Consider the following 25,962-nt stretch of genomic DNA (forward strand, 5'->3'; position numbering starts at 1 on the left):
CGGTGGGTGCGCGGGAACAGGCCCACGACGGCGCCCCGGGCCGGACCGGCGCGCCCTGTGGGTCCTCGACCCGCGCCTCAGTTCTGCTGCGGCTTGTGCGCCGTGGTCTCGCTCGGGCGGACCACCACGAAGCCCTCGCCCTCCAGCATCAGTTGGACCGCCTCGCCGGAGCCGCCCCGCAGCATGGAGCCGACGGACTGCGAGCGGTGCAGGGAGGTGCGGAGGCTGGCGCTCCAGCCGACCACCGCGTCCGTGTCGACGTAGACCGGGTGCTGCGGGGAGACCGGCAGGACGAGGGGGTTGCCCTCGCAGACCAGGCCCAGCTTGCCGTGGCCGGTGAAGACGCTGTTGAAGAGGCCGCCGCCGGTGATGCCGGCGCCCTTCACCGTCTTGATCTCGTACGACAGCGTGGAGTCGAAGCACAGGACGTTGCGGCCGTTGACGGTGAACACGTCGCCGGGTTCGAGGTCGACCACGAAGACGTTCTGCGCCTCCTGCGCGAACCACGCCTCGCCCTGGCCCTTCACCTTCATCAGGGCCAGGCCCTCGCCGGTGACGGCCCGCTTCAGCATGCCGCCGACGCCCTGGCCCTTCCGTTCGAACTGGAGGTTCCCCCGGTAGGCGATCATCGACCCCTGGCGGGCCAGCATCTCGCCGTTGACCACGTAACGGATCGACTTGGCGTTCTGGACGGTCATGCCGGGCGCGACAGCGGCCTGCACCATGTACTCACTCGCGAAAAGATCACCCTTCATGGGGGCATCGTCGCCCGGAGGGATCCGTTCCCACAAGCCGGACGTGGCGTCGGCACGTCGGGTCAGCCGCGGCGGGCTCCACGCGCGCGTGCGCCCTCGCGCCGCACCGCCCTCAGGACGACGAACTTCGGGTCGCTCGCGACGAGTTCGCTGTTGCCGAAGAGGCGGCGCAGCTTCAGGTGGTAGCCGAGGTGGCGGTTGCCGACGACCCACAGTTCGCCGCCGGGGCGCAGCGCCGCGTGGGCCTGGCGGAACATGCGCCACGCCGTCGCGTCCGTCGTCGCCTGGTGCGAGTGGAACGGCGGGTTGTTCAGGACCAGGTCCACGCTCGCGCCGGGCACGCCCGCTAGTCCGTCGCCGACGCGGAAGACGGCCTTGCCGGGGCGGTCGGCGCAGTTGCGCGCGTACGTCGCCGCGGCCGACGCCACCGCCTGGTGCGACTCGTCCGTGAACAGGATCTCCGCGTCCGGGGCGGTGAGCGCGGCGCTCGTGCCGACGACGCCGTTGCCGCAGCCGAGGTCGACGACGCGGGCGTCGCCGGTGGGGGAGGGCAGGTGCTGGAGGAGGAAGCGCGTACCGATGTCGAGGCGCTCGGCGCAGAACACCCCGGCGTGGTTGACGACCTCGCGGCCGGACATCGGGCCGATGTCGTCGGGGAGCGCGTAGGAGTGCGGCCAGGGGTTGCGGCCGGGGGAGAGCGACGGGTCCGGCGTCGTGAAGATGAGCCGCGCCTTCTTCTCGGCGAGCGAGGTGCGGGTCGGGCCGATGATCTGCTCGAACAGGTTCAGCGTCGAGGTGTGGATCTCCTTGACCATGCCCGCGCCGACGACCACGGTGCCCTCGTGCAGGGCGGGCCGCAGCCGGTGCAGCTGATCCTCCAGCAGGGCGAGGCTCTTCGGCACGCGGACCAGGAGGACGTCCACGCGGTCCGGCGGGGTGTCCTGGGTGGTGAGCAGCCGCGCCCCGGTGTCACCGGCGCCCGCGCGCGCCAGGTTCTCCTCGGTCGCCCGCTGCCCCACGTACGAGTCCGAGATCAGCGTCGGCGCGCAGCCGGCCACCCGGGTGAGGGCCGTGCCGACGGCGCCCCAGCGGTCACCGGTCACCACGACCGCGCCGGACAGGTCCGTGCCGGTCTCGGCGAGGTGCTTCAGCAGGTAGGTGTCGGCGGCGTCCCAGGCGCGCAGCGGGTCGCGCGGGTCCGCGGGGAAGCGGGTGAGGGCGAGGTCCCCCCACGGGGTGGTCAGGTGCGGGGCGGGCTGATCGGTGCGGTTCATCGTCGGACCAGGCTAACCGAGCGGCCCGACGGCAGGAGCCGCAGCTCACAGCGGTGTGGTGCGCTGTGTGCCGCGGCTCCGGCGGGTCCGGTCCCGGTTCAGTCCTGCGGGAAGTCACCGGCGAGGGCCGCCGCCATCCGCAGGTGCGGCGCCGCCTCCTCGTCCCGGCCCTGGCGCTCCAGGGTCCGGCCGAGCATCAGCCGGGCGTAGTGCTCGACCGGGTCGCGCTCGACGACGATCCGCAACTGGTCCTCGGCGCGCCGCAGTTGCGCCGAGTGGTAGTAGGAACGTGCGAGCAGCAGCCGCGGGCCGACCTGCTCCGGGACCTCGTCGACGAGGCCGTCCAGGATGTCGGCGGCCTTGCTGAACTCCTTCGCGTCGAAGAACATCCGCGCCCGCTCCCACCGCTCGGCGGCCGTCCCGTGCGTGTAGTACTTCTGCTCCACGATTGCCTCCTCGTCGTTCGCGGGCGTCAACCAGGGGTGCGTCCGGCATATTCCCCGGGCCTCGCGGGCCCGCGTCCGTGCCCGGCCGGGCCCCGCGCCGCCCCCGCGACGGCAAAATCCGGCCGTCCCCGCGCGGGGCGGTCCCTTCCGCGCATCCGACCCGTATGTTGCTGTCGGCCCCCGCCGCTCAGCGCACCCCCCGGTCCCGTACCTCATCCTGCGCCTTGGGAGTCCCATGGACACGCCCCGCCTCCCCGGTCCCGACGTCTCGCGGCGTCGCTTCTTGCAGGCCACCGGTGTCACGGCCGGTGCCGTCGCCGCCGGTGCCGGGCTGGCACCGCCGTCGGTCGCGGCGGCCGGTGCGCGGACCGCCGTGCTGTCGTTCACCGCGGCCACGAACGGCGCCGCCACCCTGGACCCCGCCGGGGACCGGATCGTGGCGGAGATCCAGAACGTCCTGTGGTCGATCCCGCGCGACGGCGGCCCCGCCACCGCGCTCACGACGCCCGACCTTGAGCCGACGCGCCCGCAGTTCAGCCCGGACGGGAAGCGGATCGTCGTCTGCGCCTACCAAGGCGGCGGCTTCCATCTGTGGCTCCTCGACGCTGCCGGAGGCGCACCGCGGCGCCTCACCGACGGGCCGTGGGACGACCGCGGCCCCGCCTGGTCACCGGACGGCACCCGCATCGCGTTCGCCTCCGAGCGCAGGGGCGACCCGGTCGCCGGGAGCCCGTACCGGATCTGGGTCGTCGACGTACGGGACGGGAGGCTGACCCGGTTGACCGGCCTGCCCGGTCAGTCCGGGCCGGGGCAGGGCGGCGCCTGGGAGGACTTCGATCCCACCTGGTCACCGGACGGGGCCCGGGTCCTCTTCGTCCGGGGTGTCGTGCCCGCCACCGGATCCGCCTTGCAGGCCACGACCATCGCCTCCGTCGCCGCGGACGGCACCGGGCCCGTCACCGTCGAGCGCGCCGACACCTCCGGGGCGCAGGTCATGACCCCGGCGCTCTCGCCGCGCGGCCGCCTCGCCCACCTCCGTACGACCCCGGCGCCCGCCGCGAGCTGCACCCTCGTGGTCGACGGCGCACCGGTCGAGGTCGGCGGCGACCTGGCGCCCGTACCGCCGCGCTGGACCGGCGACGACACGCTGCTCCTCACGGTCGACGGCACGTTCCGCGTCCTGCGTCCCGACGCGCCCGGCGACGCCGAACGCATCCCCTTCCTCGCCCGCCACCCCGTCGACCGGCCGCGCTACCGCGTCAAGCGCTACGACTTCGCGGCCGGGGGAGTGCACCCGGTGCGCGCCCCGCACCTGCCCGCCCTCTCGCCCGACGGCCGCTCGGTCGCCTTCGCCGCCCTCAACTCCCTGTACGTGGGCGCCACGTCGGGCGGGCACGCGCCCCGCCGCGTCGTCCGCGCCCCCGCGACGCGCTACCTCCTCGCCCCGGCCTGGACCCCCGACGGCAGGGCGCTCGTCTACGCGGACGACCGCGCGGGCCTCTTCGCCGTGCGCCGCCACGACCTCGCCACCGGCGCGGAGACCGTCCTCGCGGAGGGCGGACGCGTCTTCCCCGTACTCTCCCCGGACGGCACCCGGCTCGCCTGCCTCGACATGTCCGGCGGCCTCGTCGTCCGCGACCTCGCCGCCGGCACCGAGCGCGTCCTGGCCAGGCCGCTCGGCGGCGGCGGCCTCCCCGGACGCCCCTCCTGGTCGCCCGACGGCCGGTACGTCGCCCTGTGCGACCGCAACCGCCTCAACCAGCGCTTCCGCGAGGGCTACAACCTCATCCGCGTCGTGGACACCGCCACCGGCGCGGCGGCACTGCACGCGGTCGCCCCGCACGTGTCGATCGCCGACCGGTACGACTCCGGGCCCGTCTGGTCGCCCGACGGCCGTTACATGGCCGTCGTCGTGGAGTCCGCGCTGTGGCTGCTGCCCGTCCGCCCCGACGGCGCCCCGGACGGACCGCCCCGCCAAGTCACCGACGAGGCCGCGGACCATCCGAGCTGGGCCGCCGACAGCCGCCGCCTGCTCTACCTGTCGGCGGGGCGGCTCCGCCTCCTGGACGTGGAGCGCGGCACCTCCCGCACCGTCCGCACCGTCCGCGTACCCCTCGACCAGCGCCGCCCGCGCCCCGCCGACACCGTCGTCCACGCGGGCCGCCTCTGGGACGGGACGGGGACCGCCGTCCGCGACGACGTCGACCTCACCGTCGAGCGCGGACGGATCGTCGGCGTCGCCCCGCACCGCGCCGGGGCCCGCCGCCCCGCCACGCACCGCGTCGACGCCTCCGACCGGACCGTCCTGCCCGGCCTGTGGGACGCCCACACCCACCCCTGGCAGTCCACCTACGGCGGCCGTCAGACCGTCCTGCAACTCGCCTACGGCATCACCACCGCCGTCTCCCTCGGCGGCTTCGCCTACGAACAGGCACGCATCAGGGAGGCCGTGAACGCCGGGGCGCTCGCCGGGCCCCGCCTCCTCGCCACCGGCGAACTCCTGGACGGGGCCCGCGTCGCGTACAGCATGGGCCGCGCCCACCGCACCCGCGCGGGCCTGCGCCGCTCCCTCGACCGGGCCGCCGCGCTCGACTGGGACTTCGTGAAGACGTACGTACGGGCGCCGGGCTGGGTGATGAGGGAGGCGGCGCGCTTCGCGCACGAACGGCTCGGAGTACGCAGCGGAAGCCATCTCTGCACACCCGGGGTCCAGGTCGGCCAGGACCTGACGACCCATCTGCAAGCCACCCAGCGCCTGGAGTTCGGGCACGCCACGACGGCGGGCGGTCGCTCGTACGAGGACGTGCTGGCGATCTACACGCGGGCCGGGTTCCACCTCGTCGCGACCCCCTTCACCGCCGCGCCGCTGATCGGCGCCGACCCCGCGCTCGCGGACGATCCGCGGGTCACCGCGCTGATGCCGCCGTGGGACACGGCCGTCGTGGACCAACTGGCGGCGGCCCCGCCCACGCAGGCGCAACTCGCCACCCTGCGCCGCGAGACCGACGTCTACCGGCGCATCCTGGCCGACGGGGGACTGGTCGCCCTGGGCACCGACCAGCCCCTCGTGCCGGTCGGCCTCCACCTCCACCTCGCCCTGCGCGCCCTGCACCGCGGCGGCCTCACCCCGGCCGAGGCGCTGCGCACGGCGACCGTCCTGCCCGCGCGCGTCTTCGGCGCGGACGCCGACCTCGGCACGGTCGAGGAGGGCAAGCTCGCCGACCTCACGTTCGTCGACGGCGACCCGTTCACCGACTTCGACGACCTGGTCCGTACGGTGTCGGTCCTGCGCGGCGGCTTCCTGTTCCACCAGGCCGACCTCGTCGCCGCGTTCGAACCGGTCACGGCGGGCGCCCGCGCCGACTGGCTGGCGGTGAGCCGCCACATGCGCAAGGACGGGTGCTGCGACCCCGGCTTCTAGCGAGGCCCGGGGGACGGGGGAGAGCGGGGGCGGGGGAGAGTAGGGACATGGACAGTCCCGCCCACCGGCTCCTGCCCGGTGACCCCGCCTCGCCCGTCCTCCTTCACGTCCCGCACGGCTCCCGCACCGTCCCCGCCGACGTACGGGCCGGTCTGCTGCTGGACGACGCCGCCCTGGAGCGCGAGCTCGACCTCATCACCGACGCCCGCACCCAGGAGATCGCGGAGCACGCCGCGCGCGCCGCCGAAGTTACCCCCTGGCGGTTCGTCAACGAACGGTCCCGCCTCGTCGTGGACCCCGAGCGGTTCCCCGACGAACGGGAGGAGATGCGGGCGGTCGGCATGGGCGCCGTCTACACCCGCACCACCCAGCGCGCGCCCCTGCGCCCCGAGCCGCCCGCCGACGAGGCCCGGCTCCTCGCCACCTACTTCGAGCCGTACGCGCAGGCCATGACCCGGGCCGTCGAGGACCGCCTCGCGGCGACGGGCCGGGCCGTGATCATCGACGTGCACTCCTACCCGAGCGAGGCCCTGCCCTACGAACTGCACGGCACCGACCCGCGCCCGCCCGTCTGCCTGGGCACGGACCCCTTCCACACCCCGGACTCCCTGCTCGCCCTGGCCCGCGAGGCGTTCGCACCGCTCGGCGCGGTCGGCCTCGACACCCCCTTCGCCGGGACCTACGTCCCCCTCCGCCACTACGGCAAGGACCCCCGCGTCCACGCCCTCATGCTGGAGCTGCGCCGCGACGTCTACCTCGACGAACCCGTCACCCCGGACGACGGCGCTCTGCACAAGGCCGCGCAGTGCCTCGCGGCGCTGATCGACGAGGCGGTGCGCCGTGGCTGAGCCGTTCCTCTACGTGATCGTCAGCGCGGCCGGGGTCGCCGACGGCGTCGGCGGGCTGATCGGCGACGCGCGGGCCGCGGGCTGGGAGGTCGGCGTGATCGCGACACCGACCGCGCTCGGCGGCTTCTTCGACCGGGCGGCGGTCGAGGAGTCGACGGGGCGCCCGGTGCGGTCCGCCTGGCGCTCGCCCGCGACGCCCCGGCCGTTCCCGCCGGCGGACGCGATCCTGGCCGCGCCCGCCACGTTCAACACCGTCAACAAGTGGGCGGCCGGGATCGCCGACACCCTGGCCGTGGCGACGCTCTGCGAGGCGTACGGCGCGGGCACCCCCGTCGCGGCGGCGCCTTGCGTCAACGAGCAACTGGCCGCGCACCCGGCCTACCAGGACAGCGTGCGCCGCCTGCGGGGGATGGGCGTCCGCTTCACCACGGGCGCGTTCGGCTGGGCCGCGGCGACGGAACTGCTCGCGGGACTGCGACCGGACCGGTGAACCCCAAGCCGCTCCCGCCATTCCCTCAGGTCCCCTCCACCCTGACCAGCGTCTCGGGCGTCAGGTCCGCCAGGGTCGGATACCCGTCGACCGCCATCAGCAGATCCGCCTCCGCGAGCAGCGACCGCAGGACGTGGACCAGGCCGTCCTCCCCGCCGACGGCCAGCCCGTACGCGTACGGACGCCCGATGCCGACCGCCGTCGCGCCGAGCGCCAGCGCCTTGACGACGTCCGTGCCGGAGCGGACGCCGGAGTCGAAGAGGACGGGGAGGCCGTCCGCGGCCTCGACGACGCCGGGCAGCGCGTCGAGCGCGGGCAGGCCGCCGTTGGCCTGGCGGCCGCCGTGGTTGGAGCAGTAGACGCCGTCGACGCCGCCGTCGCGGGCCCGGCGCACGTCCTCGGGCCGGCAGAGGCCCTTGAGGATCAGCGGCAGGTCGGTGAGGGAGCGCAGCCACGGCAGGTCGTCCCAGGTGAGCGGGTTGCCGAAGAGACCGGCCCAGCCGGAGACGACGTCCGTCGGATCGGTGCTCGGGACCAGCTCGCGAAAGCGCGGGTCCGAGGTGTAGTTGGCGAGGCAGTGGCCGCGCAGCTGGGGGAAGTTGGCCGTCGACAGGTCGCGCGGGCGCCAGCCGGTGACGAAGGTGTCGAGGGTGACGACGATGCCCTTGTACCCGGCCGCCTCGGCCCGCTTCACGAGGCTCTCCGCGAGCCCCCGGTCGGTCGGCGTGTAGAGCTGGAAGAAGCCGGGCGTCCCGCCGAACTCGGCCGCCACGTCCTCCAGCGGGTCCACCGACAGCGTCGAGGCGACCATCGGCACCCCGGTGCGCGCGGCGGCCCGCGCGGTCGCCAGGTCCCCGTGCCCGTCCTGCGCGCACAGCCCGATCACCCCGACCGGCGCCATGAACAGCGGGGAGGGCAGACGCAGGCCGAACAGGTCGACGGAGAGGTCCCGTTGCGCCGCGCCGACCATCATGCGCGGCATGAGCCCGTAGCGCCGGAACGCCTCGACGTTCGCCCGCTGCGTGTGTTCGTCGCCCGCGCCCCCGGCCACGTACGACCACACGGACTCCGGGAGCGCCGCCCGCGCCCGTGACTCCAGGGCGCCGAACTCCATCGGCATGGTGGGGGCGACGCCCCGCAGCCCGTCGAGGTAGATCTCGTACTGGTAGTCACCGAACTGCGGACTCATGCGCACACCTCGTCATCGGGGCCTGTGGTGGAGCACCCCAATCTGCCAGCACTTTCGTGCGCGGTACAGGGACGAGGATCATGCGGTCCGGGGCGGCCGGGGGCGTCTCGCGCTCTAGTCGTCGATCGCGGACGTGACCTCGCCCAGGTCCACGAACTTGAAGTCGGTGGACGGGCGGTCCGGGTCGCCCGGCGCGTCGTGGCCGTCCTGGACGACGAGGAGGCCGTGCGGGTAGCGGCGGCCGAGCGGCGCGTTCAGCGCGGCGGCGCCGTCGCACTCCTCCGAGCCGTCGAGCGTCGCGGAGGCCGGGGTGATCCGGAAGCCGCCCTCGTACTCGTTGGCGTCCGACACCTCCCGGTCGTACGCGGCGAAGGTGTTGTCGCCCTGGCTGGAGGCGAGCAGCAGCCCGTCGCCGTCCTTCTCGGTGACGAGGGTCAGGCCCTCGACGTCGGCGGTGAGGTGCGTGCCGCCGAAGCCGGGGTCGGCGCCCGCGACGCACTCCTCGGTGGCCTCGTCGTAGGTGCCGGGGACGCCGTACTCGCGCACCTTGTCGATCAGCTTCGGCGTGCCGGTGAGGTCGGCGCGCAGGCGCCAGATGCCGACGTCCTCCTGGCCCGCGTACAGGGTGCCGTCGTCCGGGTCCACCACCATGCCCTCGACCTGCGGGAGTTCACCGGGCTCCGCGCACGGTGACCACGACGCCCCGTTCGGGAGGCGGAAGGAGGAGGGCAGGTCCAGGGTGCGGACGGGGCGGTAGCCGACGGTGCCGTCGGCCCGCGCGGTCAGTTCCAGGAGCGCGAGCCGCGTCCGCTCCCGCCGGCTGACCAGCGCGTACGAGCGGCCCGTCGCCTTGTCCGTCCAGGTGGCGAGGCCGTACGCGGTGCGCTGCTCGTCGACCTCCTCCTGGGAGGCGGAGAAGATCAGCGGGGCCTTCGGGTCGGTGACGTCCTTCAGCGGGCCGCCGCTGCGGTCGCGGTCGATGCGGTAGATCCGGAGGCGGTCACCGCCCCGGTCCGTGGTGACGGCGAGGTCGGCGAGGCGGGAGCTGTGCACCAGGTCGACGTTGTTGAAGCGGCCGGGCGCGTGGTCCGGACCCGGCGCGGCGGGCGCGGGTATCGACTGCACCTCGCGGGCGTCCAGGTCGTACACGCGCAGGCCGCCCTTCTTGGCGGTGGCGATGACGAGGCTGCGGTCCGGGTCGGCGGCGTTGCGCCAGATCGCGGGGTCGTCGGCGTCCGCGTCACCGCCCGCCGAGTCGTCGTGCAGGGCCGCCGTCTCCGCGCGCGGCGTCACGGCGGGCAGCGGGCCGGCCGCCTGGACCGGGGCGGCGGCGGTCACGGCGAGCGTGGCGACGGCGGTGGCGAGGACGGCCAGGGGCGTCCGGGTGAGGACCACGAAAGAGCTCCTTCATGTCGGGAACGAGCCGGAACATGCCGGGAACATGACGACAGCATCCTGTGATCTTGGTGTGAGGCGAAAGGGGGCGTCGCCTGAACCGGACATGTCCATGGCGTGAACCGCCGGAGACTCCGGTGCCGCGCACCCGCGCGATGTGCACGGCCCAGGCCCTGCGAGCACAGCCGTCGACCGTTCTGGTGGTCACGTCCCGGGCCAGGGAGCGGGCGGTGGCCGCCGCGTAGGCTGTTGATCATGACTCGCGCCTGGATCCTGCCGTCGCTCATGGTGCTGTGCGGCGTCGTCGCCGCGACCGGGCCGGTCCTGCGGGGAGAGGCCGGACTGGCCGTGGCGTACGCGCTGGTGTTCCTCGTGCTGGCGGGCGTGTGCTCGCCGTTGGTCTTCCCGAGGTCGGTCGGTGAGGAGGAGGCGCGACGCCGCAGCGCGGCCGACGGGCGGCCCGTCGTCTACTGGCGGCCCGGCTGCACCTACTGCCTGCGGCTCCGCCTCCGACTCGGCCGCCGCGCCCACCGGTTGCACTGGGTGAACATCTGGCGCGACCCGGCGGGCGCGGCGGCCGTGCGGGCGGTCAACGACGGCGACGAGACGGTGCCGACCGTCTTCGTCGCAGGCCGCCCGCACACCAACCCCGACCCGCGCTGGGTGCGGGAACTGCTCTGAGCCCCGGTCAGTGGCGCGCGGCGCCCTGACCCCGGAGCACCGCCGCCGACGCCACCGCGCCGAGCGCGCACAGCACACCCATCACCAGGACCGCCACGTGCACGCCGGACATGAACGCCGCGTGGCTGCCCTCGACCACCGCCGCCTTGAGCTGCGCGGGCATCGACTCCGAGACCGGCGCCGCGCCCATCGCCACCGCGTCCTTCGCCTCCGCGAGCTGCCCGGCGGCCCGCTCGGGAACGCCCGCCGACGTCAGCTCGGTGCCGAGCGTCGAGCCGACCCGGCTGCTGATCAGCGACACGAGCACGGACGTGCCGAGCGCGCCGCCCACCTGGAGCGCGGTCGCCTGGAGGCCACCGGCGACGCCCGCGTCCTCGACCGGCGCGTTGCCCACGATGGCGGCGGACGACGCCGACATGACCATGCCGACGCCGAGCCCGAGCGCGACGAACGGCGGCCACAGCGCCCCGTACCCGGACTCCGCCGACCACGTCAGCATCAGGAACGACGCGGCGCCCTGGAGCACCATGCCGAGCGGCATCGTCAGGCGCGGCCCGAACCGGTCGGTGAGCGCCGCGCCCAGCGGTGAGGCGACGACGGAGGCGAGGCTGAGCGGCAGGGTGCGGACACCGGCCTCGACGGGCGAGAACCCGCGCACGTTCTGCAGGTACAGCATCACGAAGAAGATGCCGCCGAGCAGGACGAAGAAGTTCAGCGCGGTGACGATCGTGCCGACGGTCACCGCCGAGCTGCGGAAGAGCCGCATCGGAAGCAGCGGGTGCGCGACCCGGGACTCGTACCGGCCGAAGAGGACGAGGAGCACCGCTCCGGCGACGATCGCGCCGAGCGTGCCCGCCGAACTCCACCCCCACGTCTCGCCCTTGACCACGCCGAACACCACGACCAGCATGCCGAGAGCGAGCAGCACGACACCGACGGCGTCGAACTTCTCCCCGGCCGCCGCCGCGTTCCTGCTCTGCGGCAGCACGAGCGCGCTGACGACGAGGGCCAGGATGCCGACGGGCGCGTTGATGTAGAAGACGGACTCCCAGTTGACGTGCTCGACGAGCAGTCCGCCCACGATCGGGCCGAGCGCCGTGGACACCGAGGAGACCATGGCCCAGATGCCGACCGCCATGCCGAACTTGCGGGGCGGGAACACCGCCCGCAGCAGGCCGAGCGTGTTCGGCATGAGGAGCGCGCCGAAGAAGCCCTGCGCGGCGCGGAAGGTGATGACCAGCTCGATCGAGCCGGACAGGCCGATGGCGACCGACGCGAGCGTGAAGCCCGCGACGCCGACCAGATATATCGTGCGCCGGCCGAACCGGTCACCGAGCTTGCCGCCGAGGATCAGCGCGGCGGCGAGCGCGAGGAGATAGGCGTTGGTGACCCATTGCAGGCCCGCGGTGGAGGCGTTCAGGTCGCGGCCGATCGCCGGGTTCGCGATGGAGACGACCGAACCGTCGAGCCCGACCATGAACAGGCCGAAGGCGACGGCGATCAGCGTCAGCCAGGGGTTGGCCCGACGCCCGGTGGGCGCCGCGTCCGGTGGCGCGGCCATCTGGGCGGGGGAGGGGGCGACAGAGGGGGAGGACATACGTGTGCCTTGTCTGGGACGAGGGTGTGAGGAAGAGAGGGCACGGAAAGCGCCCCGCCCCACATGTGTGCGGGAGCAGGGCGCGTGCGCGGCGGACCGGCGGGTGTCAGCCCGTGGTCGGCCGCAGCGACGTGTCGAGTGAGTTCAGCGCACCGAGGGCCGAGCCGAGCGCGTCCAGCTCGCCGCCGGTCAGCCGGCGCAGCGCCGCGGCGAGGTGGCGCCGGGCGATCCCCTCGACCTCGGCGATCCGCTCGCGGGCCACGGCGGTGGTGTGCAGATGGGCCACGCGCCGGTCGGCGGCGTCGCCGCGGCGCTCCAGGAGTCCGGCGCGGGTGAGCTGGGAGACCAGCGCGCTGACGTTGTTCGGCTGCATCAGCAGCTCGTGCGCCGCCTCGCGCACGGTGACGCCGTCCCGCTCCGCCACCAGACGGAGCAGCGCGATCTGCGCCTCGGGCAGCCGGTCGTGCGGGAAGTCCTGGAGGATGCGGCGGTCCAGGCTCCGGTGCAGCGTCGGCAGGGACGCCGCGAGGGCGGAGGCCACGCGGTCGACGTCCTTGCGGGCGGCACGGGAGGAGGACATGGGAACCAAGGTAGGTATGAGGTCATAGGTATGTCAAAGCAGATAGCTTCTGGCGTCCGACTGACTCGTGGTGTCCGACTGCCGCGTGCTGACACGTGTCCCGCCTGCGCTTCCGGGTTGTCGGGTGTACCCCCATCTGCTCCCGGGGTTCTACACGCATCACACCTCACTCCTCCCCGGGGATGACACACGCGGTTCGCCACTACCGCGAACGTGGGCCCGTACTCCGGCTCAGAGGCTTACCCGGCGGCCCGGGACGGCGGAGACGATGGAAGCCGATCCTGCCGACCACCCTGACGTGCGACGACGCACCGCCGGGCGGTCGCTCCTGCCTCACGACCCCGACGGGAGCCCTCTTCGCCGTGGCTACGTTCTTGTACAAACTCGGGCGGCTGTCCTTCCGGCGCCGCCGCTATGTGGCGCTGTTGTGGGTGCTGCTGCTCGGCGGAATCGGCTTCGCGTCGTCGGCCGCCCCCGCCCCGCCCGCCGACTCCTTCTCGATGCCCGGCACGGAGGCGCAGAAGGCCTTCGACCTGCTCGACGAGAAGTTCCCCGCGGCCGGCGCCGAGGGCGCGACCGCCCGCGTCGTCGTCCGCGCCCCGCAGGGCGAGAAGCTCACCGACCCGGCGCCCAAGGCCGACGTCGGGCGACTGGTGGCCGCGCTCGGCAAGGGCCCGGAGGTCTCCTCCGTCGCCGACCCGTACAAGGCGAACGCCGTCAGCAAGGACGGCACCACCGCCTACGCCTCCGTGGCGTACAAGGTCCCCGCGACCGAGCTGCCCGACACGTCGCACGAGGCGCTGGCCAAGGCCATCGACGACGCCCGCGCCGACGGCTTCACCGTCGAGGCCGGCGGTGACGCCGTCGAGGCGGAGCAGGAGATGGGCGGCAGCGCCGAACTCATCGGCATCGCGATCTCCGCGGTCGTCCTGCTCATCACCTTCGGCTCGCTGGTCGCCGCGGGCATGCCGCTGCTCACCGCCATCATCGGCGTCGGCATCGGCATCTCCGGCATCACGGCGCTCGGCAGCGCCCTGGAGCTGTCCAGCACGACGTCCACCCTCGCGACGATGATCGGCCTCGCGGTCGGCATCGACTACGCCCTGTTCATCGTGAGCCGCTACCGCGCCGAGATAGCCGACGGCCGCGAACGCGAGGACGCGGCGGGCCGCGCGGTCGGCACGGCAGGCTCCGCGGTCGTCTTCGCCGGCCTCACCGTGATCGTCGCCCTCGCCGGCCTGTCCGTCGTCAACATCCCGATCCTGACGAAGATGGGCCTGGCCGCCGCGGCGACCGTCGCCATCGCCGTCGTCATCGCGCTCACCATGATCCCCGCGCTGCTCGGCTTCGCGGGCAAGAAGGTCCTGCGCCGCAAGGACCGCACGGGCCGGGCGCACAGCGCGGGGGCGGGCAAGCCCAATCTGGGCACCCGCTGGTCCCGCTTCGTGCTGCGCCGCCCGCTGACCGTCCTCCTGATCGCCGTCGTCGGCCTCGGCACCGTCGCCGTCCCGGCCACGAGCCTCGAACTGGGCCTGCCCGACGAGGGCACCTCCGCGCCGGACAGCACGCAGCGCAAGGCGTACGACATGCTGTCCGAGTCCTTCGGCGCCGGGTTCAACGGCCCGCTGATGGTGACCGTCGACGGCAAGGGCGCGGCCGCCGCCGCCAAGTCGGTCGGCGCCTCGCTCGCCAAGGTCGACGGGGTCGCCGCCGTCGCCCCCGCCCAGGTCAACGAGGCGGGCGACACCGCCATCATGTCCGTCGTCCCCTCGACGGGGCCGAGCGACCACAAGACCGAGGAGCTGGTCAAGGAGATCCGCTCCGAGGCCGGGGGCTGGGGCGCGGAGACCGGCTCGGACGTCCTGGTCACCGGCCAGACGGCCATGACGATCGACTTCTCGCAGACCCTCAACGACGCGCTCGTGCCGTACCTGCTGCTCGTCGTCGGCCTCGCCTTCCTGCTCCTGATGCTGGTGTTCCGCTCGATCCTGGTCCCGCTCAAGGCGGCGCTGGGCTTCCTCCTGTCGGTGGCGGCGGCGCTCGGCGCCGTGGTCGCGGTCTTCCAGTGGGGCTGGCTCGCGGACCTGGTCGGCGTGGACCAGCCGGGCCCGATCATGTCGATGATGCCGATCTTCATGATCGGTGTGGTCTTCGGTCTCGCCATGGACTACGAGGTCTTCCTCGTGACCCGGATGCGCGAGGCGTACGTCCACGGGGCGCGGCCCGGCGAGGCCGTCGTGACCGGCTTCCGCCACGGCGGCCGGGTCGTCGGCGCCGCCGCGATCATCATGATCAGCGTCTTCTCCGGCTTCATCATGGAGAACAACGACATGATCAAGATGATGGGCTTCGGCCTCGCCGTCGCCGTCCTCTTCGACGCGTTCGTGGTCCGCATGGCGATCGTGCCCGCGGTCATGGCGCTGCTCGGCAAGGCCGCCTGGTGGCTGCCGCGCTGGCTGGACAAGGCGCTGCCGAACGTCGACGTCGAGGGCGAGAAGCTGCAGAAGTCCCTGGACCGGGCCCCGCGGGCCGGGGACGAGGACCGGGAGCTGGAGCCCGTACGCGGCTGAGCACCACGGCTCCTTGAAGGCGGCGGCCACGTCGAACACACCCGCACAGTGCCGTGGCCGCCGCCCAGGGACGCACCCGCCCGACGCTCGCCGGGGCGCATCCACGGACCTCAACTGCCGTGCCGTGCTTGGGGTGACGGGGTGGCGGCGCATCCCCTCAAACGGTTGTCCGCTCGCTCGGGTGTCCGAGCGAGCGGACTTGTGCGGAGGGACGCTCAGTCCGTATAGACCTCGGCCCGGTCCACGCTCACGAACGCGGCCCCGGACGACCCGTTCCGCTCACCCGTCACCCGCACCTTCAGCGTGTGCGTGCCCTTGGCGAGGCGCGGGCTCAGGTATTGCAGCGTCTCGCCGGTGCGGATCGCGCCGTAGAAGTCGACCCGCTGCTCGGGGCCGCCGTCGACGCTGATCGCCGCGATCCCGTTCCCGGTGTCGCGGACGGAGAGCAGCGCGATCCGCGTGCCGGTGAAGGTGAACGTGGCGGTGTTGCCCGCCCGGTCGCTCCAGTGGTCGTCGCCCCAGAAGCACTGGGCGGCGCAGCCGGTCCCGGAGTTCCAGGTGCCGGTGTACGCGACGGAACCGGCGCCGCTCGCCCGCCCGTCGTCGTTGATCCAGTAGTTGCCGGAGCCGGGGTCGCCGGAGGGCAGGTCCTGGGTGGCGCCCATGGCGAGCGGCACCCCGAGGTTCGGGCTGCCGTCCGCGTTCCAGGTGATCTTCTGGGCGCGGGTCGTGCGGTTGGAGTAGGTGTTCACCGACGTCGTCTTGGCGTGGTAGATCAGCCAGTCCTGGGTGCCGTCGGGCGACGTGAAGAAGGCGTGGTGGCCGGGGCCGAAGACGCCGCGGTCGTCGGCGCGCGAGAACACCGGGCCCGAGCGCTGGACCCAGTTGCCGGGCACGAGCGGGTCCGCGCCGTTGGCCAGGGACATCATCCAGACCTGGTAGTCGGGCTTGCCGGTGTCGCAGGTCGAGTACGTCATCCACGTATGCCCGTTGCGGTTGAGGAACTCGGGGCCCTCGCGGACCTCGGGGCAGCCCCCGGCGGCGTTGATCGCGACCGCGTCGCCGGAGACGGTGTACGGGTTCGACATCGGCGCGATGTTCAGGCCGTTGTGCTGGTACGGGTTGATGCCGCTGTACGCGAGGTAGAGGCGGCCGTTGTGCTGGAGGATACCTGGGTCGATGGCGAAGTCGTTCGCGTGGTTGGGCGGGGCGAGCTTCGCCTTGAAGTGGTACGGGCCCGCCGGGTCGTCGCGCTCCGACTCCAGGACGTACAGGCGGTGGTGGTCGTCGGTGCCGTCGTCGGCGGTGTAGTAGAGGTACCAGCGGTTGCCGAAGCGGTAGAACTCGGGCGCCCAGATGTGCTGGTTCCGCGAGGCGTTCGTGTCCGTCCACACGGTGATCGGGTCGGCGTCGAGGAGTGTGGCGAGGGACGGCGAGCGCCACATCCTGATGCTGTCGCCCTGGGTGGTGGTGAGGTGGTAGGCCCCGTTCGCGTAGGCCAGGAACGGGTCGGGTCCGGTGTTCAGCGGATTGCGGAAGGTGCCCGAGGCCGCTGCCGCGGGCGCCTGCCCCGCCGCGCCGGCCTGCGGAGCGCAGACCAGTCCGACGAGCAGCGCCAGAAGTGCGGCGACCAGGGCGGTACGGGGCCGGGTGCGCATGAGCGGCTCCTTACATCGATGTAAGTCTCACGGCTTTCAGGACGGTAGGGAAGGGACGTGGGGCTGTCAATGGGGCGCAGCTGCCCCGGAGTTGAGGGTCACTGGCCGCCGAGGCCGGTGGTCGCCACCGACTTGACGATGTGCCGCTGGAAGAAGAGGAAGACCAGGACGAGCGGCAGCGCGGCGAGCACGGCCGACGCCATCGACTGCGCGTACTGGACGCCGTACGCGTCCTTCACCGTGGTGATGCCGACGGGCAGCGTCATCAGGGAGGGGTCGGAAGTCGACACGAACGGCCACAGGAAGTTGTTCCACGCGCCGATGAACACGAAGATCGCGACGGCGGCGAGCATCGGCCGGGACAGCGGAAGCAGCACCGACCAGAAGATCCGCCAGTGTCCGGCACCGTCGATGCGGGCGGCCTCCTCCAGCTCCTTCGGCAGCGAGTCGAAGTGCTTCTTCAGGATGAACACCATCACCGGCGCCACCGTCTGCGGCAGGATCACCGCCGCGTACGTGTCGAGCAGGTGCAGCGTCAGCATCTGCTGGAACCACGGCACGATGAGGATCTGCGGCGGCACCAGGACGGCCGCGACGGTGAGCACGAACAGCCGGCGGCGACCGGCGAACACCGTCCGCGAGAACGCGTAGCCGGCCATCGCGGAGACGAGCACCGTGATCACGGTGACGGCGGCCGAGATGATGAGGCTGTTCAGCATCCACAGCGGCAGGTCACCGCGGTCCCACACGGCGCTGAACCCGTCGAACGTGAACCCGTGCCTCGGCCAGAACCAGTGCAGCGGATCGCTCGCGTCCTGCTCGGACTTGAACGCCGTGAGCAGCGCCCACGCCATCGGGAGCAGCCAGATCAGCGCGCCGATCGTGAGCACGGCGAGCGCGAGCACGCGGGCGACGCGGCTCTCGCCGAGCGTCAGGTTCGTGCGCGAGTGCTCGGCGCGCCGAGGGGGTCTCGGCGGCGTGAGGGGCCTGCGCCCGCGCGGCTCGGTGGCCGTACGGGCCGGTGCGTCGGTTGCGGTCATGTCACTTCTCCCGGCGGCGGCGTGCGAAGAACTGGGCGGCGGAGGCGAGGACGACGAGGGCGAAGAAGATGTAGCTGATCGCCGAGGCGTAACCCAGCCGGTAGCCGGTGAAGCCGACGTCGTAGACGTACTCCACGATGGGCCGCGTCGAGTTGTTCGGGCCGCCCTTGGTGAGCAGGTAGACCTGGTCGAAGACCTTCAGGGACGCCAGGAGCTGGAGCACGGTGATCACGACGGTGATCCGGCTGAGCTGCGGCAGCGTGATCGAGAAGAGGCGGCGCCACGCGCCCGCGCCGTCGATCGCCGCGGCCTCGTACAGGTGGTCGGGGATCGACTGGAGCGCGGCCAGGTACAGCAGGAAGTTGAAGCCGACCGTCCACCACAGGGTGGTCAGCGCGATGGCCCAGATGGCCACCGACTCGTCGCTCAGCCAGGCCACTTGGCCGAGGCCGAGCTTGTCGAGGAGATGGTTGTAGAGGCCGAGGTCGGGCTGGTACAGCCAGAGCCACAGCAGGCCGACGACGCCGACGGGCAGCAGGTACGGGGCGAAGAACGCGAGCCGCCACACCCACTGGCCCGGCACCCCGGTGTGGACGAGCAGCGCCATCGCGAGCGCCACCACGACCAGCGGGACCGTCGAGATCAGCGTGAACAGGACCGTGTGCCAGAGCGCCTTCCACATCTCGGCGTCCCTGAACGCCTCGGTGAAGTTGTCGACGCCGATGAACGACGGGGTGTGCGCGGACAGGGCCCGGTCGGTGAGGCTCATCCAGAGCCCCTGGCCGAGCGGCCAGACCATGAACACCGCGAACAGGACGAGGAAGGGCAGCGCGAAGAGCAGGCCGGGCGGGAGCAGCCGGCGCACCGCGGACACCCCTGGCCGGGGCGAGGCGTGGGGAGAAGAGGACATCGTCGTGCCTCCTAGGGGGCGGCCGGTCAGGCCGGGCTGGGCTTGGCGAGGAAGGTGTTCAGGCGCCGCACCATCGCGCGCGCCGCACGGTCGGGGGAGAGTCCGTCGAGCAGGGCCTGCTGGAGCACCTGCGACATGGCGTTCTGGAAGTCGGACCCGGCTCCGGCGAACCAGGCCGCCGGGTCGAGGACGACGTGGTCCGCCGCCGTCTTGTAGTGCGCCTGCGGCAGCAGTTCCGCGTACGCCTTCGTCCTGGTGACCGGCGTGTAGGCCGGGATGTGGCCCGCGGTCGCCCAGATCTGTCCGGCCTTCAGGAGCGCGGCCACCGCGCGGTGCGTACGACGGCGGTGCGCGGCGTCCGGGTCCGGGTGGTGCGGGAGCACGAACGAGTGCGAGTCGGCGTAGACGGCCGGGGTGCCGAAGACCGTCGGGAACGGGGCCGCGCCCACGTTCTCGTCCGCGCCCCGGAACGTGCCCAGCTCCCACTCGCCGGAGAGGATCATCGCGGTCTGCCGGTTGTTGAAGGCCGCCATGCCCGCGAAGTAGTCGAGTCGCCTGGGGTTGACGCGGCCGTCGACCAGTTTGGCCATGAACGCGATGACCTCGGCCATCCGGTCCACGTCCACCTTCGCGGGGCCGCCCTGCGGCACCTCGAAGACGCCGCCGGTCTGCTTGTACAGGCCGTAGAACAGCCGCCAGCCCTGCGCGGTGTCGTTGACGTACCCGAAGGCGACGCCCTGCTTGCCCGAAGCCTTCGCCAGCTCCCTGCTCGCGGCGAGGAACTTGTCCGGCGACGAGAACGCCTCCGCGTCCAGCGTGCCGTCCTTGGCCAGCAGCCCCGCCTTCCGCACCGGCTCCGGGTGGAAGAACACGATGAACGGGTGGGTGTCGAGCGGGATCGCGTACGTCTTCCCCCGGTACCGCGTACGGGACCACACCGCGTCGGTGAAGTCCTCGCGCCGCACGCCGTACTCGGCGAGGAGGTCCAGGTCCCACGGGTCGACGAGCCCGGTCGGCGCGTACCCCGCGAGCCGGGACATGTGGGAGACCGCGACGTCGGGGCCGCGGCCGCCCGCCGAGGCCATGGCGAGCTTCGTGTAGTACGGGGTGCCCCACTCCAGGACGGTGCGCTCGATGCGCGTCCCCGGCATGCCGGGCCGCGCCTTCTTCACCATGTCGTTGAGCAGGCCGCCGTCTGCCCCGCTGAACAGGTCCCACAGGCGGACGGTCGACTCGTCGGCCGCCAGCGCGCTGCCGCAGCCACTGAGCGCCCCGGCGCCGAGGACCGTGGCCCCGGCGGCGAGCGCGGCCGTCAGCGCGCGTCGTCTGGTGAGCGCGGGGCGACCGACGGGTGCGGGTGTGCCGGTCATCTGGCTCCTTCCCCGGGCGACGGCGGCGGCGTCCTCGGCCGCCGCCGTCACCTCGGAACGTACATCGATGTAAACAAGGGGTACGAAGAACTAGCGCGGGCCTTCGAAGGCCGCCGGCCGGAGCTGGGCGTCGCGCAGCAGCTTGGTGTCGACCTTCTCGGTGCGGTCGAAGCCGTAGACGCCGTTGCGCTCCTGGAAGACGTCCGTGAGCTGCGTGTAGCAGTAGCCGAACATGTCGGGGTCGGCGAGCAGCACGCCCGTCAGGCCGATGAACCGCTCCACGAACTCCTCGGCGCTGCGCGGCCGTTCGCCGTAGCCCCACGACTCGTCGCGCTCCTCGCCCGACGCCTCCGCGGCGGCCTGCGCGTCCCACCAGATGCCGCCGAACTCGCTGCAGAAGTACGGCTGCCCGGCGTACGGCACCGACCAGGGGCGTCCGTCGGGAGCGGCGTTGACGTACGGCTTGTCCTCGGCGAGCCCGGCCATGATCTTCGCGAACTCGGCCGGGTCCTGCTCGTAGCAGTGCGAGTCGTAGACGTCGGTGTGCGGGACGCGGTGGGCGTAGCCGGAGGCGTCGATGACCGGGCGGGTTCCGTCGGCCTGCTTGGTGGCCAGGAACATCGCGTGCGTCACGTCGTCGAGCTGGGTGATGCGGTCGTGCAGGTGCTGGTACGTCTCGTTGAGCGGGCACCAGCCGATGACCGACGGGTGCGAGTAGTCGCGCTCGACGGCCTCCAGCCACTGGGTGACGTAGGAGGCGTCGGGCCGCTGGTTGTCGTCGCGGACGCCGACCTCGCACCCCCAGTCGCCGAACTCGCCCCACACCAGGTAGCCGAGCCGGTCCGCGTGGTACAGGTACCGCTCCTCGAAGACCTTCTGGTGCAGGCGCGCCCCGTTGAACCCGGCGGCGAGGCCCAGTTCGATGTCGCGGACGAGGGCCTCGTCGCTCGGCGCGGTCATCAGGCCGTCCGGGTAGTAGCCCTGGTCGAGCACGAGCCGCTGGAAGACGGGCTCGCCGTTGAGGAGGAGCCGCTTGCCGTCGAGGGAGACGGAGCGCAGTCCTGCGTAGGACGTGACCCGGTCCACCACGCCGCCCTGCGCGTCCAGGACCTCGAAGGCGAGGTCGTACAGGTGCGGGTCGGCCGGCGACCACACGCGCTGCCGGTCGGCGGGGACGGCGAGGGCCAGGCGCGGGGTGAGGTCGAGATCGGCGCGGGCCTCGGCCGTGGCGACCGTGCCCCGCTCGTCCGCGAGGGTGGCGCGGACCCGGTGGCCCGGCGCGTTCCCCGTCAGCGGCAGCTCCAGGAAGAACGAGCCCGAGGAGAGATCCGGCGTGATGCGCGGGCGCTTCAGGGCGACGGTGCGCGGCACCGGCTCCAGCCACACCGTCTGCCAGATGCCGGTCGTACGGGTGTAGTGGCAGTGCGTGTTGGCGTACCAGGTGGCCTGCTTGCCGCGGGCCTGCGGGCCGTGCCGGGTGTCGCGGGCCCGTACGACGAGCGTCACCTCGCGGCCCGGCGCGGCGACCTCGCTCAGGTCGGCGGTGAAGGGGGTGAAGCCGCCCCGGTGCCGCGCCACCTCCACGCCGTCCGCCCACACGGTGGTGTCATGGTCGACGGCTCCGAAGTGCAGAAGCACCCGGGCATCCGTCCACTCGGCGGGGACGGTCACGGTCCGCCGGTACCAGACCGCCTCCAGGAAGTCGGTGTCGCCGATCCCCGACAGCTCCGACTCCGGGCAGAACGGCACGGTGATCCGCCCGGACAGCTCGCGCTCGCGCAGTCCGCGTTCGAGGCCGGTGTCGGCGCGGTCGATCTCGAACTGCCACTCACCGTTCAGATTGAGCCAGGCCTCACGGGCGAACTGCGGCCTCGGGTACTCGGGCCGCGGCAGGTCCTGGTGGTGCGGGACGGGCATGGTGCTCCTTGCCTCCGGGGGCTGCTGCTGTCGTGCGGGGCTCATGGCACCATGGCGGTTACATCGTTGTAAATATCCGGGGCGGTGCGGGATCCGGCCCGAAACCGATTCGTGATCCTCGGTACGATCGCGGACGGCAGACGGAAGGAATGAACAGCGTGGCGGCCAGACCCAGGATCAAGGACGTGGCGGAGTACGCGGGCGTCTCGCCCAAGACCGTCTCCAACGTGATCAACGACTACGAGCATGTCTCCGACCGCACCCGCCAAGTCGTCCGGGAGGCGATCGACGCCCTCGGCTACCGGGTCAACATCGCGGGCCGCCAGCTCCGCCAGGGCCGCACCGGCATGATCACCCTGGCCGTGCCCGAACTGGACGTCGCCTACTTCTCCGAGCTGGCCAAGCATGTGATGACCGAGGCCGACCAGCGGGGCCAGACCGTCCTCCTGCACCAGACCGGCGGGGTCCGCGAGCGCGAACTCGCCGCGCTGCACGGCTTCGACGCCCGCTTCACCGACGGCGTCATCCTCAGCCCGCTCGCCCTCCACCCCCGCGACCTCGCCACCCGCGACCGCACGCTCCCGGTCGTCCTGCTCGGCGAGCGCCCCGCCGAGGGCACCACCGACCACGTCGCCATGGACAACGTACGGGCGGCGCGCGAGGCCACCGCACACCTCCTGGCCCGTGGGCGGCGCCGCATCGCCGTGATCGGCGGCCGGGTGCGGGGCCCCCAGGGCACCGACCGGCTGCGCACCGACGGCTACCGCGAGGCGCTCAAGGAAGCGGGGATCGCCTTCGACACCGCTCTGGTGGTCCCCGTGGACGCCTACCACTGGCAGGACGGGGCGCGGGCCGCCGCCGCGCTCATCGACGCGGATCCCGCGCCGGACGCCCTGCTCTGCCTCAACGACCACCTCGCCCTTGGCGCCCTGCGCGCCCTGCACGAGCGGGGCCGTGCCGTCCCCAAGGACCTCGACGTGGTCGGCTTCGACGACATCGAGGCGTCCCGCTTCAGCGTCCCCAGCCTCACCACGGTCGCCCCGGACAAACGCGAGATCGCCCGCGCCGCCGTCACCCTCCTCCTGACCCGCATCGAATCCCCGACGACCGACACGCCCCAGGACCACGTGGTCGGCCACGAACTGAAGATCCGCGAGAGCAGCGGGGGCTGACCGGCTTCAGCCCCGGGCACCTCGCGCGCGCCGCCTGCCCGGCGGACTCAGGCCCGCGGTCCCGCCCCCGGCTCTCCAGTTCTCACCGGGCGGGTGTGGATCTTTGTGATGCAGGCCGGGACCGCGACCGCGTCGTCGTGGACCCGTGCCCGGTACGCGCTCGGGGTCTCTCCGACCAGTTCTGTGAAGCGTGAGCTGAAGGAGCCCAGGGACGTACAGCCGACGGCGAAGCACACCTCGGTCACTGTCAGGTCGCCGCGGCGCAGCAGCGCCTTCGCGCGTTCGATGCGGCGCGTCATGAGGTAGCTGTACGGCGTCTCCCCGTACGCGGCGCGGAAGCTGCGGGAGAAGTGGCCCGGGGACATCAGCGCGACCTGCGCGAGCGCCGTCACGTCGAGCGGCTCGGCGTAGTCGCGGTCCATCCGGTCCCGGGCCCGCCGCAGCCGCACGAGGTCGTCGAGCTCAAGCCGTTTCACCCGACGAGTCTCGCACAGGGGGCGCGCACGGGCGCGCGGGTCGGTGTGGCACAGTGCGGTGACCGATCGACGTACGGGGGAGCGGTGACGGACGACGCGACCTGGGCCACCTGGGGCCTGATGATGACGTGCCTGGGCGGCGGGCTCGGCGGGGTGCGCATGGTGACCCGCCCGGCCGGCCACGTGAGCGGCACGCGCGCGGAGGCGCACGACGCCCTGCGCCGCCATGTGCTCGCCTTCGAGCCGCGGCACCCGACCAGCCTGCAACGCCGCACGGTGTACGAGCACGGCGACGGCTACCTGGTGATCGCCGAGGGGCTGACCCAGACCTTCGAGTACGAGTTCCGGCTGGCCCGGGTCGTGCACGACACCCGGCCCGACATGCCGGTGGTGCCGCCGCAGCCGGCCGCGCCACCCCCGCCCGCCGCGCCGCCGCATCGCTGACGCGACGGTGTGCGCCGCCCCGTGCCTCAACCGCCGCCCCGGCGCTCCGCGCCCCTCTCTCTGCGCGTGCTGTGCGCCCCCGCGAAGAGGTTCGCTCCGGTCGGACCCTGGTGATAACCGTGGAGACACGAGTCCGGCGGACGGGGTGATGAAAGGAATCGGCATGGCACCTCAGGCAGTTCTGGAGGCGGGGCGGCTGTCCGCCATAGCGAAGATCCTGGACCGGGCGGGCGGGCATCTGAGCGCGGCGGTCCACGACGACGCGGAGACGTCGGGGATCCAGTCGCTCCTCGCCCTCTCGCGCAGCGCTTCCTACGACGTGACGTGTGCGGTACGGCACGCCGTGACCGGTGAACTCAATCTGGCGCACGCACACTTGGAGGCGGCCCGGACCGCCCCCGACCAGCACGCGGTGGCGGCCGCGGGCATGCCGACACCGCTGCCCGCGAAGGTCCGTACGGCGCTCCAGCTCCTGCGCGGCATCAAGGGTTTCTTCAGCACGGAGACCGAGGACGCCTTCGTCCGCGCCCTGAGCATCGACGTGGGCGGGAGCCGCGTCTGACGCTCCGCTCATGACCCGGAGACCTCCCCGTGGTGTGGCGGTGGACAACCACCACGCGGAGGTCTTCGCCATGTCCGGGCTTCCCCGCTCGCCGTCGAAGGTCTGTTGACAGGGGCACGACCGCTTGTATGGTCTAGGCCAAGCGACAACGGCCGTTCCGCTTACGGGAATCCGCCCAGCGCCCCCATGCGCTCGGGCATTCCCCTGTCCCTTCGCGCCTCTTGGCCCCACCCACGAGAGGCCGACCTGACCGCGCGCCCCCACATCTCGCGCGCCGTCAGGAAGACCTGAGTGAAGGAAGTGCACATGAACGCCAGAAGGAAGACCGCTGCGCTCATCGGCGCGGCTCTGGCCCCCGCCCTCGCCCTCAGCCTCCCGGCCTCCCCGGCGAGCGCCCACGGTTACATCAACACCCCGCCCAGCCGCCAGGCACAGTGCGCGGCCGGGACGGTGTCCTGCGGCGACATCACCTACGAGCCGCAGAGCGTCGAGGGCCCGAAGGGGCTGACGAGCTGCAGCGGCGGCAACAGCCGCTTCGCCGAGCTGGACGACGACTCCAAGGGCTGGGTCGCCACCCCCGTCGCGAAGAACGCCGCTTTCCAGTGGAAGCTGACCGCGCAGCACGCGACCAGCACCTGGCAGTACTTCGTCGGCGGCCAGAAGATCGCCGAGTTCGACGACCACGGTGCCAAGCCCGGCGCGACCGTCACCCACCAGGTCGACTTCGGCTCGCTGAGCGGCAAGCAGAAGGTGCTCGCCGTCTGGAACGTCGCGGACACCTCGAACGCGTTCTACGCCTGCATCGACGTGAACGTCGGCGGCTGATCCCGCGCCCTGGGGCGTGTGTCGAAAGTCCCTCCCGCAGCGGCGGTGCCGAAACGCCCGAACAGCTCCGCTGTCAGGGCGCTCCGGCGCCTTGCGATCGCACGCACCGGACGCCGCGGGGCCCCGCCCTTCGGGCGGACGGCGGGACTTTCGAAACTCACCTCAGACCGGTGGCGCCGCGAGCCACACCCCCCACGGCGCGCCCCGCGCGCCCGGCCCGCGGCGCCCCGCCACCCCCCCCACCCCCCCCCTGTTTGGGGCCCCCCCAGCGCCCCCCCCAACACCCCCCGCGGTACCCCCCCGCCGGCGCCCCCCCCCACGGCCAGCGCCCCCAGGGCCCCC

The 25,962-nt window shown here is 72.9% G+C and carries 22 protein-coding genes; 9 read left to right on the plus strand and 13 right to left on the minus strand.

Annotated features, from left to right (window positions below):
• Positions 1–77: 77 nt before the first annotated feature.
• The 3 genes from ABZ877_RS14925 to ABZ877_RS14935 all read right to left on the minus strand — a co-directional run bounded on the left by ABZ877_RS14925 (position 78) and on the right by ABZ877_RS14935 (position 2,475).
• The gene (locus ABZ877_RS14925) at positions 78–755 is read right to left on the minus strand and encodes an AIM24 family protein (RefSeq protein WP_361069931.1); all 678 of its coding nucleotides are present in this window, start codon (positions 753–755) and stop codon (positions 78–80) included.
• Between the two features lie 62 nt (positions 756–817).
• A complete protein-coding gene (locus ABZ877_RS14930) occupies positions 818–2,029 on the minus strand; it encodes a methyltransferase (RefSeq protein ID WP_361069934.1) in 1,212 nt (403 codons plus the stop codon).
• A 98-nt stretch (positions 2,030–2,127) separates the two neighbouring features.
• The gene (locus ABZ877_RS14935) at positions 2,128–2,475 is read right to left on the minus strand and encodes a tetratricopeptide repeat protein (protein WP_361069936.1); all 348 of its coding nucleotides are present in this window, start codon (positions 2,473–2,475) and stop codon (positions 2,128–2,130) included.
• Between the two features lie 235 nt (positions 2,476–2,710).
• On the opposite strand from ABZ877_RS14935, the gene ABZ877_RS14940 reads away from it, so the two are divergent.
• The 3 genes from ABZ877_RS14940 to ABZ877_RS14950 are packed head-to-tail and all read left to right on the plus strand — an operon-like array spanning position 2,711 to position 7,234.
• Positions 2,711–5,896 carry an amidohydrolase family protein gene (locus tag ABZ877_RS14940; protein WP_361069939.1) on the plus strand — a complete coding sequence of 1,062 codons (3,186 nt, stop codon included), beginning with the start codon at positions 2,711–2,713 and terminating at the stop codon, positions 5,894–5,896.
• A 47-nt stretch (positions 5,897–5,943) separates the two neighbouring features.
• The gene (locus ABZ877_RS14945) at positions 5,944–6,744 is read left to right on the plus strand and encodes an N-formylglutamate amidohydrolase (protein WP_361069942.1); all 801 of its coding nucleotides are present in this window, start codon (positions 5,944–5,946) and stop codon (positions 6,742–6,744) included.
• Complete coding sequence (locus ABZ877_RS14950) at positions 6,737–7,234, plus strand: flavoprotein (protein ID WP_361069945.1); 498 nt, start codon at positions 6,737–6,739, stop codon at positions 7,232–7,234. Before ABZ877_RS14945 ends, ABZ877_RS14950 begins: the two co-directional genes overlap by 8 nt.
• Before the next feature lie 25 nt (positions 7,235–7,259).
• On the opposite strand, the gene ABZ877_RS14955 is transcribed toward ABZ877_RS14950, so the two are convergent.
• Both ABZ877_RS14955 and ABZ877_RS14960 read right to left on the minus strand, forming a co-directional pair.
• Positions 7,260–8,423 carry an alpha-hydroxy-acid oxidizing protein gene (locus tag ABZ877_RS14955; protein WP_361069948.1) on the minus strand — a complete coding sequence of 388 codons (1,164 nt, stop codon included), beginning with the start codon at positions 8,421–8,423 and terminating at the stop codon, positions 7,260–7,262.
• 114 nt (positions 8,424–8,537) lie between these two features.
• On the minus strand, positions 8,538–9,818 hold the full coding sequence (locus ABZ877_RS14960) for a phytase (RefSeq protein WP_361069951.1): 1,281 nt from the start codon (positions 9,816–9,818) through the stop codon (positions 8,538–8,540).
• 255 nt (positions 9,819–10,073) lie between these two features.
• Between ABZ877_RS14960 and ABZ877_RS14965 the strand changes: the two genes are divergently transcribed.
• Positions 10,074–10,499: a glutaredoxin domain-containing protein gene (locus ABZ877_RS14965; RefSeq protein ID WP_361069954.1), complete on the plus strand. Its 426-nt coding sequence runs from the start codon at positions 10,074–10,076 to the stop codon at positions 10,497–10,499.
• A gap of 7 nt (positions 10,500–10,506) precedes the next feature.
• On the opposite strand, the gene ABZ877_RS14970 is transcribed toward ABZ877_RS14965, so the two are convergent.
• Together ABZ877_RS14970 and ABZ877_RS14975 are read right to left on the minus strand one after the other, a co-directional pair.
• Entirely contained in the window at positions 10,507–12,060 is a 1,554-nt protein-coding gene (locus tag ABZ877_RS14970) for a DHA2 family efflux MFS transporter permease subunit (protein WP_361070017.1), read from the minus strand.
• Between the two features lie 142 nt (positions 12,061–12,202).
• A complete protein-coding gene (locus ABZ877_RS14975) occupies positions 12,203–12,676 on the minus strand; it encodes a MarR family winged helix-turn-helix transcriptional regulator (RefSeq protein ID WP_361069957.1) in 474 nt (157 codons plus the stop codon).
• Between the two features lie 362 nt (positions 12,677–13,038).
• Between ABZ877_RS14975 and ABZ877_RS14980 the strand changes: the two genes are divergently transcribed.
• On the plus strand, positions 13,039–15,246 hold the full coding sequence (locus tag ABZ877_RS14980; RefSeq protein ID WP_361069960.1) for an MMPL family transporter: 2,208 nt from the start codon (positions 13,039–13,041) through the stop codon (positions 15,244–15,246).
• Positions 15,247–15,461: 215 nt separating this feature from the next.
• Here ABZ877_RS14980 and ABZ877_RS14985 read toward each other — a convergent pair whose 3' ends face one another.
• From ABZ877_RS14985 to ABZ877_RS15005, 5 genes are all read right to left on the minus strand, one after another.
• Positions 15,462–16,904, minus strand: a complete 1,443-nt coding sequence (locus ABZ877_RS14985) for a glycoside hydrolase family 43 protein (protein WP_361069962.1) — start codon at positions 16,902–16,904, stop codon at positions 15,462–15,464.
• 98 nt (positions 16,905–17,002) lie between these two features.
• Complete coding sequence (locus ABZ877_RS14990) at positions 17,003–17,944, minus strand: carbohydrate ABC transporter permease (RefSeq protein WP_361069965.1); 942 nt, start codon at positions 17,942–17,944, stop codon at positions 17,003–17,005.
• Between the two features lies 1 nt (position 17,945).
• On the minus strand, positions 17,946–18,854 hold the full coding sequence (locus tag ABZ877_RS14995) for a sugar ABC transporter permease (RefSeq protein WP_361069968.1): 909 nt from the start codon (positions 18,852–18,854) through the stop codon (positions 17,946–17,948).
• Between the two features lie 26 nt (positions 18,855–18,880).
• Positions 18,881–20,224 carry an extracellular solute-binding protein gene (locus ABZ877_RS15000; RefSeq protein WP_361069971.1) on the minus strand — a complete coding sequence of 448 codons (1,344 nt, stop codon included), beginning with the start codon at positions 20,222–20,224 and terminating at the stop codon, positions 18,881–18,883.
• A 90-nt stretch (positions 20,225–20,314) separates the two neighbouring features.
• Positions 20,315–22,141, minus strand: coding sequence for a sugar-binding domain-containing protein (locus ABZ877_RS15005; RefSeq protein WP_361069974.1), 1,827 nt, complete (start codon positions 22,139–22,141; stop codon positions 20,315–20,317).
• Positions 22,142–22,290: 149 nt separating this feature from the next.
• Here ABZ877_RS15005 and ABZ877_RS15010 point away from each other — a divergent pair, with 149 nt between their 5' ends.
• Entirely contained in the window at positions 22,291–23,313 is a 1,023-nt protein-coding gene (locus ABZ877_RS15010) for a LacI family DNA-binding transcriptional regulator (RefSeq protein ID WP_361069977.1), read from the plus strand.
• 47 nt (positions 23,314–23,360) lie between these two features.
• Here ABZ877_RS15010 and ABZ877_RS15015 read toward each other — a convergent pair whose 3' ends face one another.
• The gene (locus tag ABZ877_RS15015; RefSeq protein ID WP_361070020.1) at positions 23,361–23,735 is read right to left on the minus strand and encodes a helix-turn-helix transcriptional regulator; all 375 of its coding nucleotides are present in this window, start codon (positions 23,733–23,735) and stop codon (positions 23,361–23,363) included.
• A 138-nt stretch (positions 23,736–23,873) separates the two neighbouring features.
• On the opposite strand from ABZ877_RS15015, the gene ABZ877_RS15020 reads away from it, so the two are divergent.
• The 3 genes from ABZ877_RS15020 (at position 23,874) to ABZ877_RS15030 (ending at position 25,620) form a co-directional block, all read left to right on the plus strand.
• Positions 23,874–24,233, plus strand: a complete 360-nt coding sequence (locus tag ABZ877_RS15020) for a hypothetical protein (protein WP_361069980.1) — start codon at positions 23,874–23,876, stop codon at positions 24,231–24,233.
• 163 nt (positions 24,234–24,396) lie between these two features.
• A complete protein-coding gene (locus ABZ877_RS15025) occupies positions 24,397–24,795 on the plus strand; it encodes a hypothetical protein (protein WP_361069983.1) in 399 nt (132 codons plus the stop codon).
• A 306-nt stretch (positions 24,796–25,101) separates the two neighbouring features.
• Positions 25,102–25,620 (plus strand): lytic polysaccharide monooxygenase auxiliary activity family 9 protein, encoded by a 519-nt coding sequence (locus tag ABZ877_RS15030; protein WP_361069985.1) that lies wholly within the window; start codon positions 25,102–25,104, stop codon positions 25,618–25,620.
• Positions 25,621–25,962: the final 342 nt, after the last annotated feature.

The sequence above is a fragment of the Streptomyces sp. NPDC046939 genome (assembly GCF_040644575.1).
In the GTDB taxonomy this organism is placed as follows: domain Bacteria; phylum Actinomycetota; class Actinomycetes; order Streptomycetales; family Streptomycetaceae; genus Streptomyces.